The organism is Nocardia gipuzkoensis (assembly GCF_021183645.1).
Taxonomy (GTDB): Bacteria; Actinomycetota; Actinomycetes; order Mycobacteriales; family Mycobacteriaceae; genus Nocardia; species Nocardia abscessus.
In genome coordinates, this window is the sequence record NZ_CP089225.1 from 5,208,737 (window position 1) to 5,222,812 (window position 14,076).

Annotated in this window: 13 protein-coding genes; 10 read left to right on the plus strand and 3 right to left on the minus strand. The window is 68.9% G+C overall.

All coding sequences use genetic code 11. From position 1 onward, the window contains the following. Positions 1-9: 9 nt before the first annotated feature. On the minus strand, positions 10-3,432 hold the full coding sequence (locus LTT66_RS23630) for a serine/threonine-protein kinase (RefSeq protein ID WP_233060715.1): 3,423 nt from the start codon (positions 3,430-3,432) through the stop codon (positions 10-12). Between the two features lie 362 nt (positions 3,433-3,794). On the opposite strand from LTT66_RS23630, the gene LTT66_RS23635 reads away from it, so the two are divergent. From LTT66_RS23635 to LTT66_RS23645, 3 genes are all read left to right on the plus strand, one after another. Continuing rightward, positions 3,795-4,178, plus strand: coding sequence for a hypothetical protein (locus LTT66_RS23635; protein WP_233060716.1), 384 nt, complete (start codon positions 3,795-3,797; stop codon positions 4,176-4,178). Positions 4,179-4,264: 86 nt separating this feature from the next. Further along, a complete protein-coding gene (locus tag LTT66_RS23640) occupies positions 4,265-4,645 on the plus strand; it encodes a DUF1304 domain-containing protein (RefSeq protein WP_195064485.1) in 381 nt (126 codons plus the stop codon). A 473-nt stretch (positions 4,646-5,118) separates the two neighbouring features. After that, positions 5,119-5,478, plus strand: a complete 360-nt coding sequence (locus LTT66_RS23645) for a DUF4254 domain-containing protein (protein ID WP_181722039.1) — start codon at positions 5,119-5,121, stop codon at positions 5,476-5,478. A 218-nt stretch (positions 5,479-5,696) separates the two neighbouring features. On the opposite strand, the gene LTT66_RS23650 is transcribed toward LTT66_RS23645, so the two are convergent. Next, positions 5,697-6,305 (minus strand): DUF4126 domain-containing protein, encoded by a 609-nt coding sequence (locus LTT66_RS23650; RefSeq protein ID WP_181721969.1) that lies wholly within the window; start codon positions 6,303-6,305, stop codon positions 5,697-5,699. Between the two features lie 482 nt (positions 6,306-6,787). Between LTT66_RS23650 and map the strand changes: the two genes are divergently transcribed. The 5 genes from map (at position 6,788) to LTT66_RS23675 (ending at position 10,644) form a co-directional block, all read left to right on the plus strand. Then, the gene (gene map, locus LTT66_RS23655; protein ID WP_043695076.1) at positions 6,788-7,651 is read left to right on the plus strand and encodes a type I methionyl aminopeptidase; all 864 of its coding nucleotides are present in this window, start codon (positions 6,788-6,790) and stop codon (positions 7,649-7,651) included. 70 nt (positions 7,652-7,721) lie between these two features. Then, on the plus strand, positions 7,722-9,260 hold the full coding sequence (locus LTT66_RS23660; RefSeq protein ID WP_233060717.1) for a cobyric acid synthase: 1,539 nt from the start codon (positions 7,722-7,724) through the stop codon (positions 9,258-9,260). Between the two features lie 127 nt (positions 9,261-9,387). Further along, positions 9,388-9,636, plus strand: coding sequence for an AbrB/MazE/SpoVT family DNA-binding domain-containing protein (locus LTT66_RS23665; RefSeq protein ID WP_043695070.1), 249 nt, complete (start codon positions 9,388-9,390; stop codon positions 9,634-9,636). Continuing rightward, positions 9,633-10,025 carry a PIN domain-containing protein gene (locus LTT66_RS23670; RefSeq protein ID WP_043695067.1) on the plus strand — a complete coding sequence of 131 codons (393 nt, stop codon included), beginning with the start codon at positions 9,633-9,635 and terminating at the stop codon, positions 10,023-10,025. The genes LTT66_RS23665 and LTT66_RS23670 overlap by 4 nt, the downstream gene beginning before the upstream one ends. A 55-nt stretch (positions 10,026-10,080) precedes the next feature. Next, on the plus strand, positions 10,081-10,644 hold the full coding sequence (locus LTT66_RS23675) for an alpha/beta hydrolase (RefSeq protein ID WP_233060718.1): 564 nt from the start codon (positions 10,081-10,083) through the stop codon (positions 10,642-10,644). On the opposite strand, the gene LTT66_RS23680 is transcribed toward LTT66_RS23675, so the two are convergent. After that, entirely contained in the window at positions 10,624-11,700 is a 1,077-nt protein-coding gene (locus LTT66_RS23680) for an alpha/beta hydrolase (RefSeq protein ID WP_233060719.1), read from the minus strand. The genes LTT66_RS23675 and LTT66_RS23680 overlap by 21 nt on opposite strands. A gap of 299 nt (positions 11,701-11,999) precedes the next feature. On the opposite strand from LTT66_RS23680, the gene mqo reads away from it, so the two are divergent. Continuing rightward, positions 12,000-13,514, plus strand: a complete 1,515-nt coding sequence (gene mqo, locus LTT66_RS23685; RefSeq protein ID WP_181721964.1) for a malate dehydrogenase (quinone) — start codon at positions 12,000-12,002, stop codon at positions 13,512-13,514. Positions 13,515-13,533: 19 nt separating this feature from the next. Continuing rightward, positions 13,534-13,989 (plus strand): GNAT family N-acetyltransferase, encoded by a 456-nt coding sequence (locus LTT66_RS23690; protein ID WP_043695058.1) that lies wholly within the window; start codon positions 13,534-13,536, stop codon positions 13,987-13,989. The last annotated feature ends 87 nt before the right edge of the window (positions 13,990-14,076 follow it).

Genomic DNA, 14,076 nt, shown 5'->3' on the forward strand with positions numbered 1-14,076 from the left:
GGGACCGCTTCAGCGGGCCAGCAACCGGTGCAGGAAGGCGGGCGGGACCATCGGCCATTCTTCGTGCCAGCGGCCTTCGTGCAGGTCGTAATTCACGCTGTGCAGCAGCGACATGATCCACGGGCCCTCGTCCAGCAGCGGCCGGATCAGACCGGCGTCGGCGTACCTGGCCACGATCGGGACCAACTCGTCCTTCGCCGCCTCGGTCTTTCCGGCCGCCGCAAGGCAGGTGGCGAGCAGCAGGGACGCTTGCGCCGCGGCCCGGGGGCGCCGGCCGGCATCGATGGAATCCCGCAACTGCTGGGCGCGTGCCACTGCGGCGGTGACCCGCTTGGCGGCTCCGGACCGCAGCAGCATCCGGATCGCGGAATCCTCCCGCAGTTCCGCCGCCATCACGGCGATACCGCCTTCTCCGGCGGGCGGTTCGGTGACGTAGGTGGCGGTCAGGCCGAGCCGGACCTGCTCGTTGGCGATCCGGGTGGCCAGCCGCGGCAACTTCAAGGCCCTGGCCACCTCGGCGCCTTCGTCCAGCCGTCGTGCGGCGGACCCCAGATCGCCGCGCAGGGCTTTGATCCGTGCGCCGGTGGCGTAGTTGGCCATCAGGAAGTCGACGGGCCCGCCCTCGATGCCGAGCCGTCCGGCTTCGTCCAGCAGGCGCTCGGCCGCCGCCACCTGGTCCCGTTTGTAGAGCAGCTCGCCGAGCAAGGCGCCGGCCAGGCGAGCGGCGTAGGACTGCGGACCCGACGAGGTGGTGGCCAGCTCGAACGCCGTGCGGAAGCTGCGTTCGGCCGCCGCGATATCGAGCTCTTCCCGTGCCGCGATACCCACCAGGCTGTGGCTGTACATCAGGATGAACGTGCTGCGGGTCTGCTGGTAGAAGGGGGTGGCCCAGTCGTGCCATTCCCGCGCCCGCTCGTAGTCGAACCGGCTGATCGCGGAGAAGGCGGCGAGGTTCGCGGCCGCGCACAGCGCCCACGGCCCCAGCGTGTCGGCTCGGCCCAGGCATTTGGCGACTACCGCGTCCACGCCCTCCGGATGGTCGGCGAACGCGCGTTCCACGCACTCGATGAGGTCGGCTTCGAGCGCGAGATCGGGGTCGGCGTCCGGAGCCTTGTCCAGCGACGCCCGCACCAGCCGTAGGGCGGCGTGCAGTTCGGTGGGCTGGCGCAGCAGCGCGTTCGTCCAGGCGACCCCGACCTGCAGCCGAGGGCGGGCGGCGGCGGCCGTGGGCGGAAGTTTGGCGACCAACCCGAGAAACGTCGCCAGCTGGGCGTCCTGCACCAGATCGCGGGAATTTCCCTCCACGATGTCGACGGCCTTTTCGCCGTCGTCAGCGGCCAGCGCGTGATCGATCGCCTCGCTGAGCATCTTGTGGTCGGCGAACCAGTCGGCTGCCGCGCGATGCAACTCGGGCACTTGCTCGGGCCGGTCGCGTTCGAGTCGCTTGCGCAGGAACTCCGCGAACAGATGGTGGTAGCGGAACCAGTCGCCGTCCTCGTCGACGCGGCGCAGGAACAGATTGCGGCGCTCCAGATTCTCCAGGACCGACTGCCCGTGCGGCCGTCCGGTCAACGCCGTGACCAGGCTGCCGGAGACCCGTTCGGGGAGGGAGGTCTCGAGCATGATGTCGAGCAGCTCGGGCTCGACGGTGTCGAGCACGTTCTCGGCCAGGTACTCGGCGATGGCGTGATGATGCCCGGACAGGTGGGCGATCAGCGAAGCCGGGTCGGGGTGCTCACGCAGCGACAGCGACGCGAGTTGCAATGCCGCCGCCCAGCCCTCGGTGTAATCGCGCAGCTCGGCGCTCTCGGCGTCGGCCAGGGTGAGACCGGTCTGCTCGGCCAGGAACGCCCGTGCCTCCTCGGCGTCGAAACGCAGTGCGGCGGCATCGATTTCGACGAGCTCGTGGCGCACGCGCATGGTGGCGAGCGGCAAACCCTCCAGCGATCGGCTGGTCAGGATGATCTGCAGATGGTGCGGGCCCTGCTCGATCAGGTAGTGCAGGGCGTCGACGGCGGCGCGGTCGGTGATCCGATCCCAGTCATCGATCACCAAGGCGAACCGTTCGTCGCGTTCGTGGATGGTGTTGATCAGCGTGGTGAGCACGTAGCGTGCGGCGGCGTCGTCACCCTCTTCGAGGATCGACGCCAGGTCGGGCGCCAGCGTGGGGACCACACGGTGGAACGCCTCGATCAGGTGCGTCAGCAGCCAGACCACGTTGTTGTCGTCGCGGTCGGCGTTCAACCAGGCCACCGCCACCTTGTCGGTCTCGGCGAGGCGCTTGGCCCACTGGGCCGCCAGCGTGCTCTTGCCGAACCCGGCCGGGGCGTGGATGACCACGAGCCGCGGCCGTGGCTCGGTTTGCAGCGCGTCGATCAGGCGGTCGCGCCGGACCAGCGGACGAGTCGACATGGAGGGGCGGAACTTGGTCTCGGGCGTCGGCGGCGTTCTGGGGTGGGGAGTGGGAAAACGCGCGGTGGCGGTCAAGGGCCGCGTGCTGAGATCTTCCGGCGCGGGGTGATCGGCGGTGGGCAGCGTCATGTGCTCGATCGGCATGTCGTTGCCGCGCTGGATGGCGCGCAGCATCTCACCGAAGGCGGCGGCCGAGGGCGGGCGGTCGGCGGGATCGTGCGCCATGCTGGCCTCGATGGCGGCGGCCACGTCGTCGGGAATGCCGTCGAGCCGCAGATCGGGGAGCGGGTCGGCCGCGATGCGCAGGAATTGCGCCACGACCTGCTCGCCGGAGCGACGCTCGTACGCCGCATGCCCGGTGATCATGGCGAACAGCGTGGCGCCGAGCCCGTAGACGTCCGAGGCCACCGACGGAGTGCCCGAGCGCAGCACCTCCGGCGCGGTGAACGCGGGGGAGCCGGTCACCACCCCCGTGGTGGTCTCGAAACCGCCTTCGACCCGGGCGATCCCGAAGTCGGTCAGTTGCGGTTCGCCGTAGTCGGTCAGCAGCACATTGCCCGGTTTGATGTCGCGATGCAGAATCCCGGCGCGGTGCGCGGTCTCCAGGGCGCCGGCCAGCTTGACGGTGATCCCGATCGCCTCGGGCAGCGGCAGGAAACCCTCGCGGCGGATCCGGTTCTCCAGCGAACCCTGCGAGTGAAACGGCATCACCAGGTAGGGGCGCCCACTGCGGGTGGTCCCCACCTGCAGGATCGGCACGATGTTCGGGTGCCCGGACAGGGCGCCCATCGCCTGCTGCTCGCGCAGGAACCGTTCGACGTTCTCCGGCTCGAGGTCGGGCCGGGCGGTGAGCACCTTGACCGCGACGCTGCGATTGAGCGCCCGCTGCCGACAGCGGTAGACCACGCCGAACCCGCCCTTGCCGATCACTTCGGGGTCGTCGAGACCCGCGCCCTCCAGTTCCTGCTCGATACCTGGAGGCCGATCGTGCTGTGTGGCGAACGGGTCCGAACCGGCCATGGTCCTGCTCTGCGTCGGTTGTCGGTAGTGCTGCGGTAGATACCCAGTTTATGCCCGGCGAACCTTCCGCTAGGTTATTACGGTTGATATAGATGGGGTGGTGAGGCGCGTGATAACTCGCCATTCGGGTTCCCATTCCGGGTGCCGACTGGGGTCGGCAACATTCATCGTGCACGATGAAAGTCGCTGTCGCTCAGCGGGAATCGCTGCGGGGACCGCTTCCCGCGCCCGGCAGCCGCGGGGTGCCGAGTGGCTATAACGTATGTCATAAAATCCCGGGATGACCATCGATGTCCGGGCGCGACATCCGACTCGGCGGTTCCTCGCCCACGACATGTTCGCGTCGCTGCGGCGGTGGACCGGTGCCGCGATTCCTGCCGACGAGATCCCGCTATCGGTCATCCTGGACGCGACGGACGCCGCGGGTCGAGGACCGCGCGCTCATCTCCGCGTGGCACGCGCCGGACGGCGTCCTCATCTCCCACGACGAGGTGGCGGCGTGGGCGGCCGCAGGCGCCGCAGCGCCTGCTTCCCATCGCGTCGGTGGACTCGCGCAAGCCGATGCCCGCCTCTTCCCCGGTGACGCACTGGACGCCCTCGGTCTGGACGAGCAGTCCCGCAAGCTGTATCTGGACGGCAACGCCCGCCGGGTTTTCGGACTGACCGGCTGGCCGCTCGGGGCGAATGCGCTCGCACGGCGGCGTGTCGCCGGTGTGTTGGGCGTCCTCCCACGGCTCGGGCCATAGGATGCCTCGGCGCACCGGAGTCGCTCGGGCCCGCATGGGATCCGTGGTCGGCGTCTTCCGGTCGGTGCGCTTCGTGAGGAGGTCGAATGCTCTGGGTGGTACAGGTGCTCGCCGTCGCGGCCGCTCTGCTCCATGTCGGCATCTTCGTCATGGAGTCCGTGCGGTTCGCCGACCCCGCGGTGCACAAGGGAGTCTTCCGAGTTTCCGAAGCCGAGCTGGCCGCGGCCCGGCCGTGGGCGTTCAATCAAGGCTTCTACAACCTGTTTCTCGCGGTGGCGACACTGGTCGGCGTGGCGATCCTGCGGTCGGTGCCGGAGGCGGGATGGGCGCTGGTGCTGTCTGGGTGCGGGTCGATGCTGGCCGCGGCTGTGGTTTTGGTGGCGCACGACCGCCGGTTCGTCAGAGGTGCGGTGGTGCAGGGCACGCTGCCCGCGCTCACGCTGCTCGCGTCCGCGACCCAGCTCTGACCGACGCCGGGTGGTTGCCTACGACCGGCAACCGAAGGTCCGTAACGGTGGGCGAATTCGTACGGGGAGTGCGGATGCGCGGTCGCGAAGATGTCCGGAAGTACGAACGCGCGGAGGTGATCGGCCTCGTTTCGGGGCCGCCGATCGGAGCGGACACCGCTCGCCGCCAGCGCCGAAAAGGGTTGCGGCCGGTCTGCTCTGGGCCTCCGCGTGCTGTCAGGAGTCCTTTACCGCAGAAATGCAGACGCAATCTTGCGTTCTTGCATCTGTACGTGCATGATCCAGCTAGCCTAGTTGTGACAACCGATCCGATGACCGGGATAACGGAATCGAGAGCCAATTATGTTGGTACAAAGCGCGTTGGTGTCGGGCGAACTCGGAGTACGGCGATGAGCGCGCCGACGGTCGGTGCCTTACCGACCGCGCCGCAATTGCTGTGTGCTTTCCAAGGACGTCGTTTCCAAGATCGGGAACTGCTGCGGTCCGCACACGCACTAGCCGAACTGCACCAGCGTCGTGCGCAAGTGCTGGACGCCGCACTGATCGCTGAAATCGACTGTCGCAGACGTGAACTCGTCGACGACATCAACGACTGGGTCACGCAGGAGATTCCCCAGCATCGCAATGGGGCCTCGCTGCACACCGAAACCCTCGGCGCCGTAGTGGATCGAATGGCGCGCAGCTGGGTGGACGCGAATCAGGTCATTCACACCGAGGGTGCGCGCAGCGACAATACCCATAAACATTGGTATCAACTGGCCGAACTGGTCGACGGGTACACTGATCTGGTAACCGACGTGGCCGGTGGCCGCCGCCGTTTGCCCGAACAATGAACTCGTCGCGACGGTGGTCTCGTCCGCGGTAGTGACACTGCCCCGCAGCGTCACACGTCCGAATGGCGACGTCCCGGCGCGGAGTCATCCGACCAGTGGCTTCAGCCGGGCGATCCCGTCGCCGGCACAGTGACGGCGGGCGCAACGGGGCGCCCCGCCCGGCGTGCCGCGTGGTCGACTGGCGCGGCACGCCCGTAACCGATCCCGCTGGCCGGCAATCACTCCGCGACTAATTCTCGGTTGCGCGTGCGCGCCGCCCGGCGATCGCGCCGCCGTCGGCGATAACGACGGATCCGGCTCGCGCAGAAGTACACCAGCGCCACGCCGAGGACGAGCAGGACGGCCGCGATCACCGCCGCGGCCACCGGGTGGAACACGGCGAGCGTGACCACGCCCGCGACGGTCACGTCCTCGGCGGTGCTGACCACGATGTTGCTCGCGGGCTCGGGAGAGGTGTTGACGGCCATCCGCGTTCCCGCCTTCACCAGATGGCTCACCAGCGCGGCCGTACCGCCCACCGCGCCCGCGGCGAGTTCGGAGAGCGATCCGTCCTGTCCGGCCAGCAGCGCCGCGACCACGGCGCCCGCGATCGGCCGCACCACGGTGTGCACCGCGTCCCAGAACGAGTCGAGATAGGGGATCTTGTCCGCCACGGCCTCGATCAGGAACAGCACCGCCGCCGCGACCAGGACATCGGTGCGCTGCAACGCTTCCGGCACCGAATCGGTGAATCCGAACCGGCCGAAGAGCCCGAGCAGCAGAACCACCGCGTAGGCGTTCACGCCGCTGGCCCAGCCTGCGGTGAAGATGAGAGGTAGTGCGGACACGCGCCCATGGTAGGGCGACCGGAGGCGCGGCGTCGGCGACCGTCTTCGCGGTGACTCGGTCAGCGACCGGGTCGCGTGAGTCCCCCGCTCGTTGGTCAGCACCTGCTGAACCGGATGGGCGATGGTCGTCCGGCCCGAGCCGCTCCTGCACGGCTCGTTCCGCACCCCGGCTCCACCTCGGGCAGGCGCAGCAAATGGCGGCCCACTTCGGACGCGGCGCTGGGTGGATGAGGAGGGGGCTCGCCCCGACGGTGGGGTAGGCCGCGCAGAGCGTGATCTTGTGCGGGGAGCGGGCAAGCGGCCATTCGTCGCCGTGCCCCTCGGTGACCCCGGACCAGGCCCGCATCCCGCAGGCTGCCGGGCATCCGCCGACGAGGACCAGTTGCTCGCCAGGCTGTGCGCGAGCTCCGCGGCGCCCGGTGCGGGGCCATCGCAGGAGGAGGGAACGGCGTCGGCGCGGTGGGCCGATTACGCTGTTCGCTATGTCTGTCCGCACCCGCAAGCCGCTCGTCCCGGGCACACTGTCGCCCACCCGTGAAGTTCCGCGCGCCATCGAGCGCCCGGAATACGCGTGGAAGAAGACCGCCAACGAGGGACGCGAGCCCTGGGTGCAGACCGCGGAGACGATCGAGAAGATGCGGATCGCGGGCAAGATCGCCGCGCAGGCGCTGGAAGAGGCGGGCAAGGCGGTCGCGCCCGGCGTCACCACCGACGAGCTGGATCGCATCGCGCACGAGTACATGTGCGACCACGGCGCCTACCCGTCGACGCTGGGCTACAAGGGCTTTCCGAAATCGTGCTGCACCTCGCTGAACGAGGTGATCTGCCACGGCATCCCGGACTCCACCGTGATCGAGGACGGTGACATCGTCAACATCGACGTCACCGCCTACATCAACGGCGTGCACGGCGACACCAACAAGACCTTCCTCGCCGGTGACGTGGACGAGGAGGTGCGCCTGCTGGTCGAGCGGACCGAGGAGGCCACCATGCGGGCGATCAAGGCGGTACGGCCGGGCCGGGCGCTGAATGTGATCGGCCGGGTCATCGAGTCCTACGCCAATCGTTTCGGCTACGGCGTGGTCCGCGACTTCACCGGCCACGGTGTCGGTCCGACCTTCCACAGCGGCCTGGTCGTGCTGCACTACGACCAGCCCGCCGTGGAGACCATCATCGAGCCGGGCATGACGTTCACCATCGAGCCGATGATCAACCTCGGCGGGATCGACTACGAGATCTGGGACGACGGCTGGACGGTGGTCACCAAGGACCGCAAGTGGACCGCGCAGTTCGAGCACACCCTGGTGGTCACCGAATCGGGGACCGAGATCCTGACCCTCCCGTGACCGGCGGCCTGACCGGACGCGATCCGGTCGGCCGGACGTCCCGGGCGGCCGCGCACCGGACGAGCCCGCGATGAAGGGCGCGCTGCTGGTCGCGGGCACCACCTCGGACGCGGGCAAGAGCGTCGTCGTGGCCGGGATCTGCCGGATGCTGGCTCGGCGCGGTGTGCGCGTCGCGCCGTTCAAGGCGCAGAACATGTCCAACAACTCCGTGGTCACGCTGGACGGCGGGGAGATCGGCCGGGCGCAGGCGCTGCAGGCCCAGGCGTGCGGGCTGGAGCCGAGCGTGCGGTTCAATCCCGTGCTGCTCAAGCCGGGCAGTGACCGGCGTTCCCAGCTGGTGGTGCGGGGCAAGGCGGTCGGCACCGTCGGCGCGGAGGACTACATCCGGCATCGCCAGGAGTTGCGGGGCGTGGTGGCCGCCGAACTCGCGGCGCTGCGGGACGAATTCGACGTGGTGGTCTGCGAGGGCGCCGGATCGCCCGCCGAGATCAACCTGCGCGCGACGGACCTGGCGAACATGGGTCTCGCGCGTGCCGCGGGCCTGCCGGTGCTGCTGGTCGGGGACATCGACCGCGGCGGCGTGCTCGCCCACCTGTTCGGCACGGTCGCCATCCTGGAACCCGAAGACCAGCGATTGATCTCGGGGTTCGTCGTCAACAAATTCCGCGGCGCGGTCGAGTTGCTGCGGCCCGGGCTGGAGCGCCTGGCCGAGCTCACCGGCCGTCCCACCCTCGGCGTGCTCCCGTACGCCGAGGACCTCTGGATCGACGCGGAGGACTCGCTGGGCACCCTCGCCGACGCGCCGGTCGGCCGTCCCCGCCCGCCGGTGGGGGCCGAATGGCTGACCGTCGCCGCGATCCGGCTGCCGCGCATCTCCAACTCCACCGACGTCGAGGCGCTCGCCTGTGAGCCCGGCGTCGCGGTGCGCTGGGTGAACGAGCCCTCCCGCCTGGCGGGCGCCGACTTGGTGGTTCTGCCGGGCAGCAAGGCGACGGTGTCGGATCTGCGATGGTTGCGCGGTAGCGGCATCGCCGACGCGCTGCGGGCACGCGCCGCCGTGGGCGGACCGATTCTGGGCGTCTGCGGCGGGTACCAGATGCTCGGCACCCGCATCGTCGACCCGGTCGAATCCGGGGCGGGCGCGGTCGACGGACTCGGGCTGCTGGACCTGACCGTCGAGTTCGCCGAGTCCAAAGTGCTGCGCCGCAGCGCAGGGCACGCGGCGGGCGTCGCGGTGCGCGGCTACGAGATCCACCACGGACGCGTCACGCACAACGGTGACCCGGCATGGCTCACCGTCGAGGGCGAGCCGGAAGGCAGTGTCCGCGGCGCGGTGTGGGGCACCCACCTGCACGGGCTGCTGGAATCCGACGAGTTGCGCCGCGATTGGCTCCGCGCGGTCGCCGCGGCCGCGGGCCGGTCGGGTTTCGTTGTCGCCGAGAATGTTTCGGTAACGCAGGTGCGTGCCGCCCAGCTCGATCTGCTGGCCGATCTGATCGAAGCCCACCTCGATCTGGCCGCGCTGGAGCGCCTGCTCGCCGAGGGTGCGCCCGCCGGATTGCCCATCCTGGCCACCGAGGCGATCGGCGCGAGCGGCCGTATCGGTTGACGCGGGCCACCCAGCGCCTTACCTTGCAGTAAGGAATTCGGCCCCGGGTAAGGCGCGGGCGGAACGAGCATGGTCGGGTGTGAGGAAGATGGCGGCGGAGAAGAGACCCAGCGGTCGAGGGGGGAACGTGGTGTCGGCGGCGGTCACCAGTAAGGGACAGATCACGATCCCGATCGACGTGCGCGTGGCGATGGGTTTACGCACGGGCGTGCGGGTCGCCTTCGTGCCCACTCCGAACGGCACCTATGAACTGGTGCCCGAAACGCGCACGATCAAATCGCTGAAGGGCATCGTGGGCTGGTCCGGCTCGCCGATCGGCCTGGCGGAGATGAACGAGGCGATCACGGGCAACGTCGTGGAAGGCAAGCCGCGATGATCGGCCTGGACGCGAATGTGCTGATCCGCTACCTGACCCAGGACGATCCGGAGCAATCCGCCCGGGCCAACCAGGTGATCGACGGGCTCAGCGAGAGCAAACCCGGCTACATCACGATGATCGTGCTCGCGGAGATCCACTGGGTGCTGCGGCGCGGCTACAAGCAGGACCCCGAGGCGGTCACCGATGTGCTGCTCGGACTGCTCGATTCCAGCGAGATCGTCGTCGAACGCGCCGACACCGTGCGCCAGGCGCTGCGCCGGGCCGCCGACGGCGCCGACTTCGCCGACGCGCTGATCCAGCAGCTCGGCCAGGAGGCCGGGTGTGACCTCACCGTCACCTTCGATCACAACGCAGGTGAGCAGGCCGGGATGCGCCTGCTCGCCTGAATCCGCCACCCCGACCCGCCGCCGCGGTGCCCTGATCCGTGTAGCGTGATTCGGCATGGAATCTCGGCAGATCACGGTCGGTGACCGGGCGTGGACCGTGCGGATCGACGGACCGGAATCCCGGCACAGCGTGCTCCTGCTGCCCGACGCCGGTGACGCGGCGGACGTCTTCGATCAGGTGTGCGCCCGTCTGCACAACTCGGATCTGCGCACCTTCGCGGTGGAATCGATCGAGGGTCTCGACCCGGCCGGTGTGACCGCGATCCTGGACGCGCTCGGGCTGCCGTGGGTGAACGTGGCCGGGCGCGGGACGGGCGCGGTGCTGGCCTGGCAGGCGTGCGCACGCGTATTCGGCCGTTTCCAGAGCCTGGTCGTGGCCGATCACGGCCACCCGGCCACGCCCGGCGCCGACGGCACGGTGGCGGACGCGACCACCGGCCCGGTCGAGGTGCCGACCACGCTGCTGGTCACCAAGAATCTGCCGCGCTCGGTGGCCGACACCTCGGGGCGGTTCGTCTACGGCGAGTTCCGGGTGGTCGAGGTCGACGTGACCAACGTGGCCACCGAAGCCGACCACGAGCTGGCCACCGAGATCGTGCTACGCACCAGCCTCTGGTGACTTCGCGCCCGCCGCTGACTGATAGCCCGCGAGCCAGTCGAGCCAGCTGTCGAGCTCGCGGAACGCCTGCGCCAGCGGTTCGGGGCCGGAGAGGAACACGTCGTGCTTGGCGCCGTCGATCGGCACCATGTTGGTGCGATCGCCCAGGCAGCCCGACCAGCGCTGGATCTGCTTGACGTCGAGCACCGCGTCGGCCACGTCCACGGCGGGGCCGTACTCCTTGGCGAACTTGGTCATCCGGGAACGCAGGATCAACGAGGGCACGCCGATGTCGAGGCCCTGGTGCAGCCGCGCGTGGCCGTTGCGGATGGCGCGCAGCCAGCCGAGCCGCACCGGGAAGCCCTGCAACGGCTTCCAGTCCAAGTTGTAATTCCACTCGCCGGACACCGAGTGGTGCAGGCTGTCGCCGTAGGTCCTGATCTTGCCGCCGCCGGGCAGCTGGACCATCTTCCGGAACCGCCCGACCGCCTTGATGATCGGCGTGCCGACGGTCCGGTAGTACGCGGGGCCCTGCAGGTCGAACCACGGGCTGTTGAGCACCACGCCGGTGATGCCCGCGGCGGCCGTCCCCCGGGCACGGTTGAGCCGATCCAGCCACAGCGACACGACCAGGCCGCCGGTGGAGTGCGCGTTGAGCACGACGGGAGCGTCGCCGGTCTCGGCCCGGATGATCCGCAGGGACTCCGCGAGCTCCCGGTCGTAGAAAGCGAGATCCGTCACATAGTGCGGTGTGTGCCCGTCGCGCAGCGACCGGCCGCATTTGCGCAGGTCGAGTGCGTAGAACTGGAACCCGCGCGCGGCGAAGTGCTCGGCGAGGTGCTCCTGGAAGAAGTAGTCGGTGAATCCGTGCACGTAGAGCACCGCGCCCGCGGTCTGCTCGACGGCGCCGGTGGGCGTGTAGCGCACCAGTGTGGCGACCACCTCGCCTTCGCCGTCGGGATCGGGGCCGAGGGGCAGCGTGCGCTGCTGATAGTGGGGGCCGAGGACGTCGGGGCGCCAGCCTCCGCCATCCGGAGAAGTGCTGACCGGCTCGGCAAGCGACTGTTCGTTCGTCACGCGACCAATCTATTGGACGGCGTCAAGTGCCGACAGACCACGGCCGTCGCCCGGCCGCCGAAGTGATGACCATCTCTGTCGCATTCCGCACATTCCGCAGGTTCGCTGCCGGGGCGCGGCGTGGTGAGGTGCACAATTGGGCTTAGGTGAACGGCGGGTAACCTGACTCCCGCCATGCCGTTCGGTGCCGGCGGACGCCGGGACCGAGCCACAACCACACCGTGCCCAGGCAGGTCCACCCGCCCGGTGGGCCCGCGCAGAAGGACAAGGAAGTCGATCTACCCGTGCCCAACGCTGCCATGACTGAAAAGACCGATGTAGTACTCATCGGTGCCGGCATCATGAGTGCCACTCTCGGCGCGCTGCTGCGGCAGCTGCAGCCGAACTGGTCGATCTCCCTGTTCGAGCGGCTGGACGCCGCCGCCGCGGAGAGCAGCGATCCGTGGAACAACGCGGGCACCGGGCACTCCGCGCTCTGCGAGCTGAACTACAGCCCGCAGAACGCCGACGGCTCGGTGGACATCACCAAGGCCGTCGACATCAACGAGCGCTTCCAGGTCTCGCGCCAGTTCTGGTCCTACGGCGTGGAGAACGGCATCCTGCGCGATCCGTCCGCCTTCATCAACCCGATTCCGCACGTCAGCTTCGTGCACGGCGCCGACAACGTGGAGTACCTGCGCAAGCGGTACGAAGCGCTGGCGCCGCACCCGCTGTTCGAGGGCATGGAGTACATCGACAGCCCCGACGAGTTCACCCGGCGGTTGCCGCTGATGGCGCGCGGGCGGGACTTCTCCGATCCGATCGCATTGAACTGGACCGACGGCGGCACCGACATCGACTTCGGCTCCCTCACCCAGGAGCTGCTCGCCTACCTCGGCGCCTCCGGCGTCGACCTGGCCTTCGGCAACGAGGTGCGCGACCTGTCCAAGCAGTCCGACGGGTCCTGGCTGGTCACGGTGCGCAACGTCCGCACCAGGGAAACCCGCAGGCTGATCAGCAGATTCGTGTTCGTCGGCGCGGGCGGCGGCGCGCTGCCGCTGCTGCAGAAGGCGAACATCAAGGAGGCCAAGGGATTCGGCGGCTTCCCGGTCAGCGGTCAGTTCTTCCGCTGCGTCAACCCGGCGCTCATCCATCAGCACGAGGCCAAGGTGTACGGCAAGGCCGCGGTCGGCGCTCCGCCGATGTCGGTGCCGCACTTGGACACCCGCGTGATCAAGGGCAAGCCGGGCCTGCTGTTCGGCCCGTACGCGGGCTGGACGCCGAAGTTCCTCAAGGACGGCAAGAACACCGACCTGTTCAAGTCGGTGCGCCCGAACAACATCTTCTCGCTGCTCGGTGTCGGCGTCACCGAGCTCGGTCTGACCAAGTACCTGGTCAGTGAGCTGCTGAAGTCCGAATCGGGCAAGGTGATCACGCTGTCGGAGTTCATCCCGCGCGCCGAGGGCAGGGACTGGGAGCTGATCACCGCGGGCCAGCGCGTGCAGGTGATCCGCCGCAAGGGCGTGGGCGGCGTGCTCGAGTTCGGCACCGCCGTGATCGCCGCGCAGGACGGCTCGATCGCCGGTCTGCTCGGCGCCTCCCCGGGCGCGTCCACCTGCGTCACCGCCATGCTGGACGTCCTGCAGCGCTGCTTCCCGCAGGAGTACGCCGAGTGGACGCCGAAGCTGAAGGAAATGGTGCCCTCGCTGGGCGTGAAGCTCTCCGAGGACCCGGCGCTGTTCCACGAAGTGTGGGATTGGACCTCCAAAGCGCTGAACCTCGTCGACGGCGGCGACAACACGCCGAGGCACGCGGGGGTCGCGGCGAACGCCTAGGTTGTGATAGCAAGGCTCGATGATGTCAACGGTTGCTCTCAAACGCTCATGGGCGCAGGATCTCGATACCGCGACGCTCTACCAGCTGTTGAAACTTCGCGTCGAAGTATTCGTCGTCGAACAGAAGTGCGCGTATCCCGAATTGGACGGGAAGGACCTGCTTCCCGAGACCCGGCACTTCTGGCTCGATGACGAGGGCGAGGTCATCGCCACGCTGCGCCTGTGCGAGGAGCACCACGACGGGGTGAAAAGTTTCCGCATCGGCAGGCTCTGTACCGCGGTGCCCGCCCGCGGGCACGGATACACCACGCGGCTGCTGCAGGCGGCGCTGGCCGAGGTCGGTTCGGCGACGGTGCGGCTGAGTGCGCAGAGCTACCTGATCGACCTGTACAGCAAGCACGGCTTCAAGGTCGACGGCGCGGAATTCGAGGAAGACGGCATCGCCCATGTGCCGATGCGCAGGGGCGGGGAGTAACCGTCCCGCCATTCGCACCCGCTCCGGGCGTCTCCGGGGCGGGTGCGGCATTTTCGGGGCCCGCCCGCATCGGTTGTGAATCGAAGG

Bases quoted from the DNA above. Each gene is read 5' to 3' on its own strand.
- LTT66_RS23630 (WP_233060715.1), bottom strand. From the start codon at position 3,432: ATGGCCGGTTCGGACCCGTTCGCCACACAGCACGATCGGCCTCCAGGT.
- LTT66_RS23640 (WP_195064485.1), top strand. From the start codon at position 4,265: ATGCTCTGGGTGGTACAGGTGCTCGCCGTCGCGGCCGCTCTGCTCCAT.
- map (WP_043695076.1), top strand. From the start codon at position 6,788: ATGTCTGTCCGCACCCGCAAGCCGCTCGTCCCGGGCACACTGTCGCCC.
- LTT66_RS23660 (WP_233060717.1), top strand. From the start codon at position 7,722: ATGAAGGGCGCGCTGCTGGTCGCGGGCACCACCTCGGACGCGGGCAAG.
- LTT66_RS23670 (WP_043695067.1), top strand. From the start codon at position 9,633: ATGATCGGCCTGGACGCGAATGTGCTGATCCGCTACCTGACCCAGGAC.
- LTT66_RS23675 (WP_233060718.1), top strand. From the start codon at position 10,081: ATGGAATCTCGGCAGATCACGGTCGGTGACCGGGCGTGGACCGTGCGG.
- mqo (WP_181721964.1), top strand. From the start codon at position 12,000: ATGACTGAAAAGACCGATGTAGTACTCATCGGTGCCGGCATCATGAGT.
- LTT66_RS23690 (WP_043695058.1), top strand. From the start codon at position 13,534: ATGATGTCAACGGTTGCTCTCAAACGCTCATGGGCGCAGGATCTCGAT.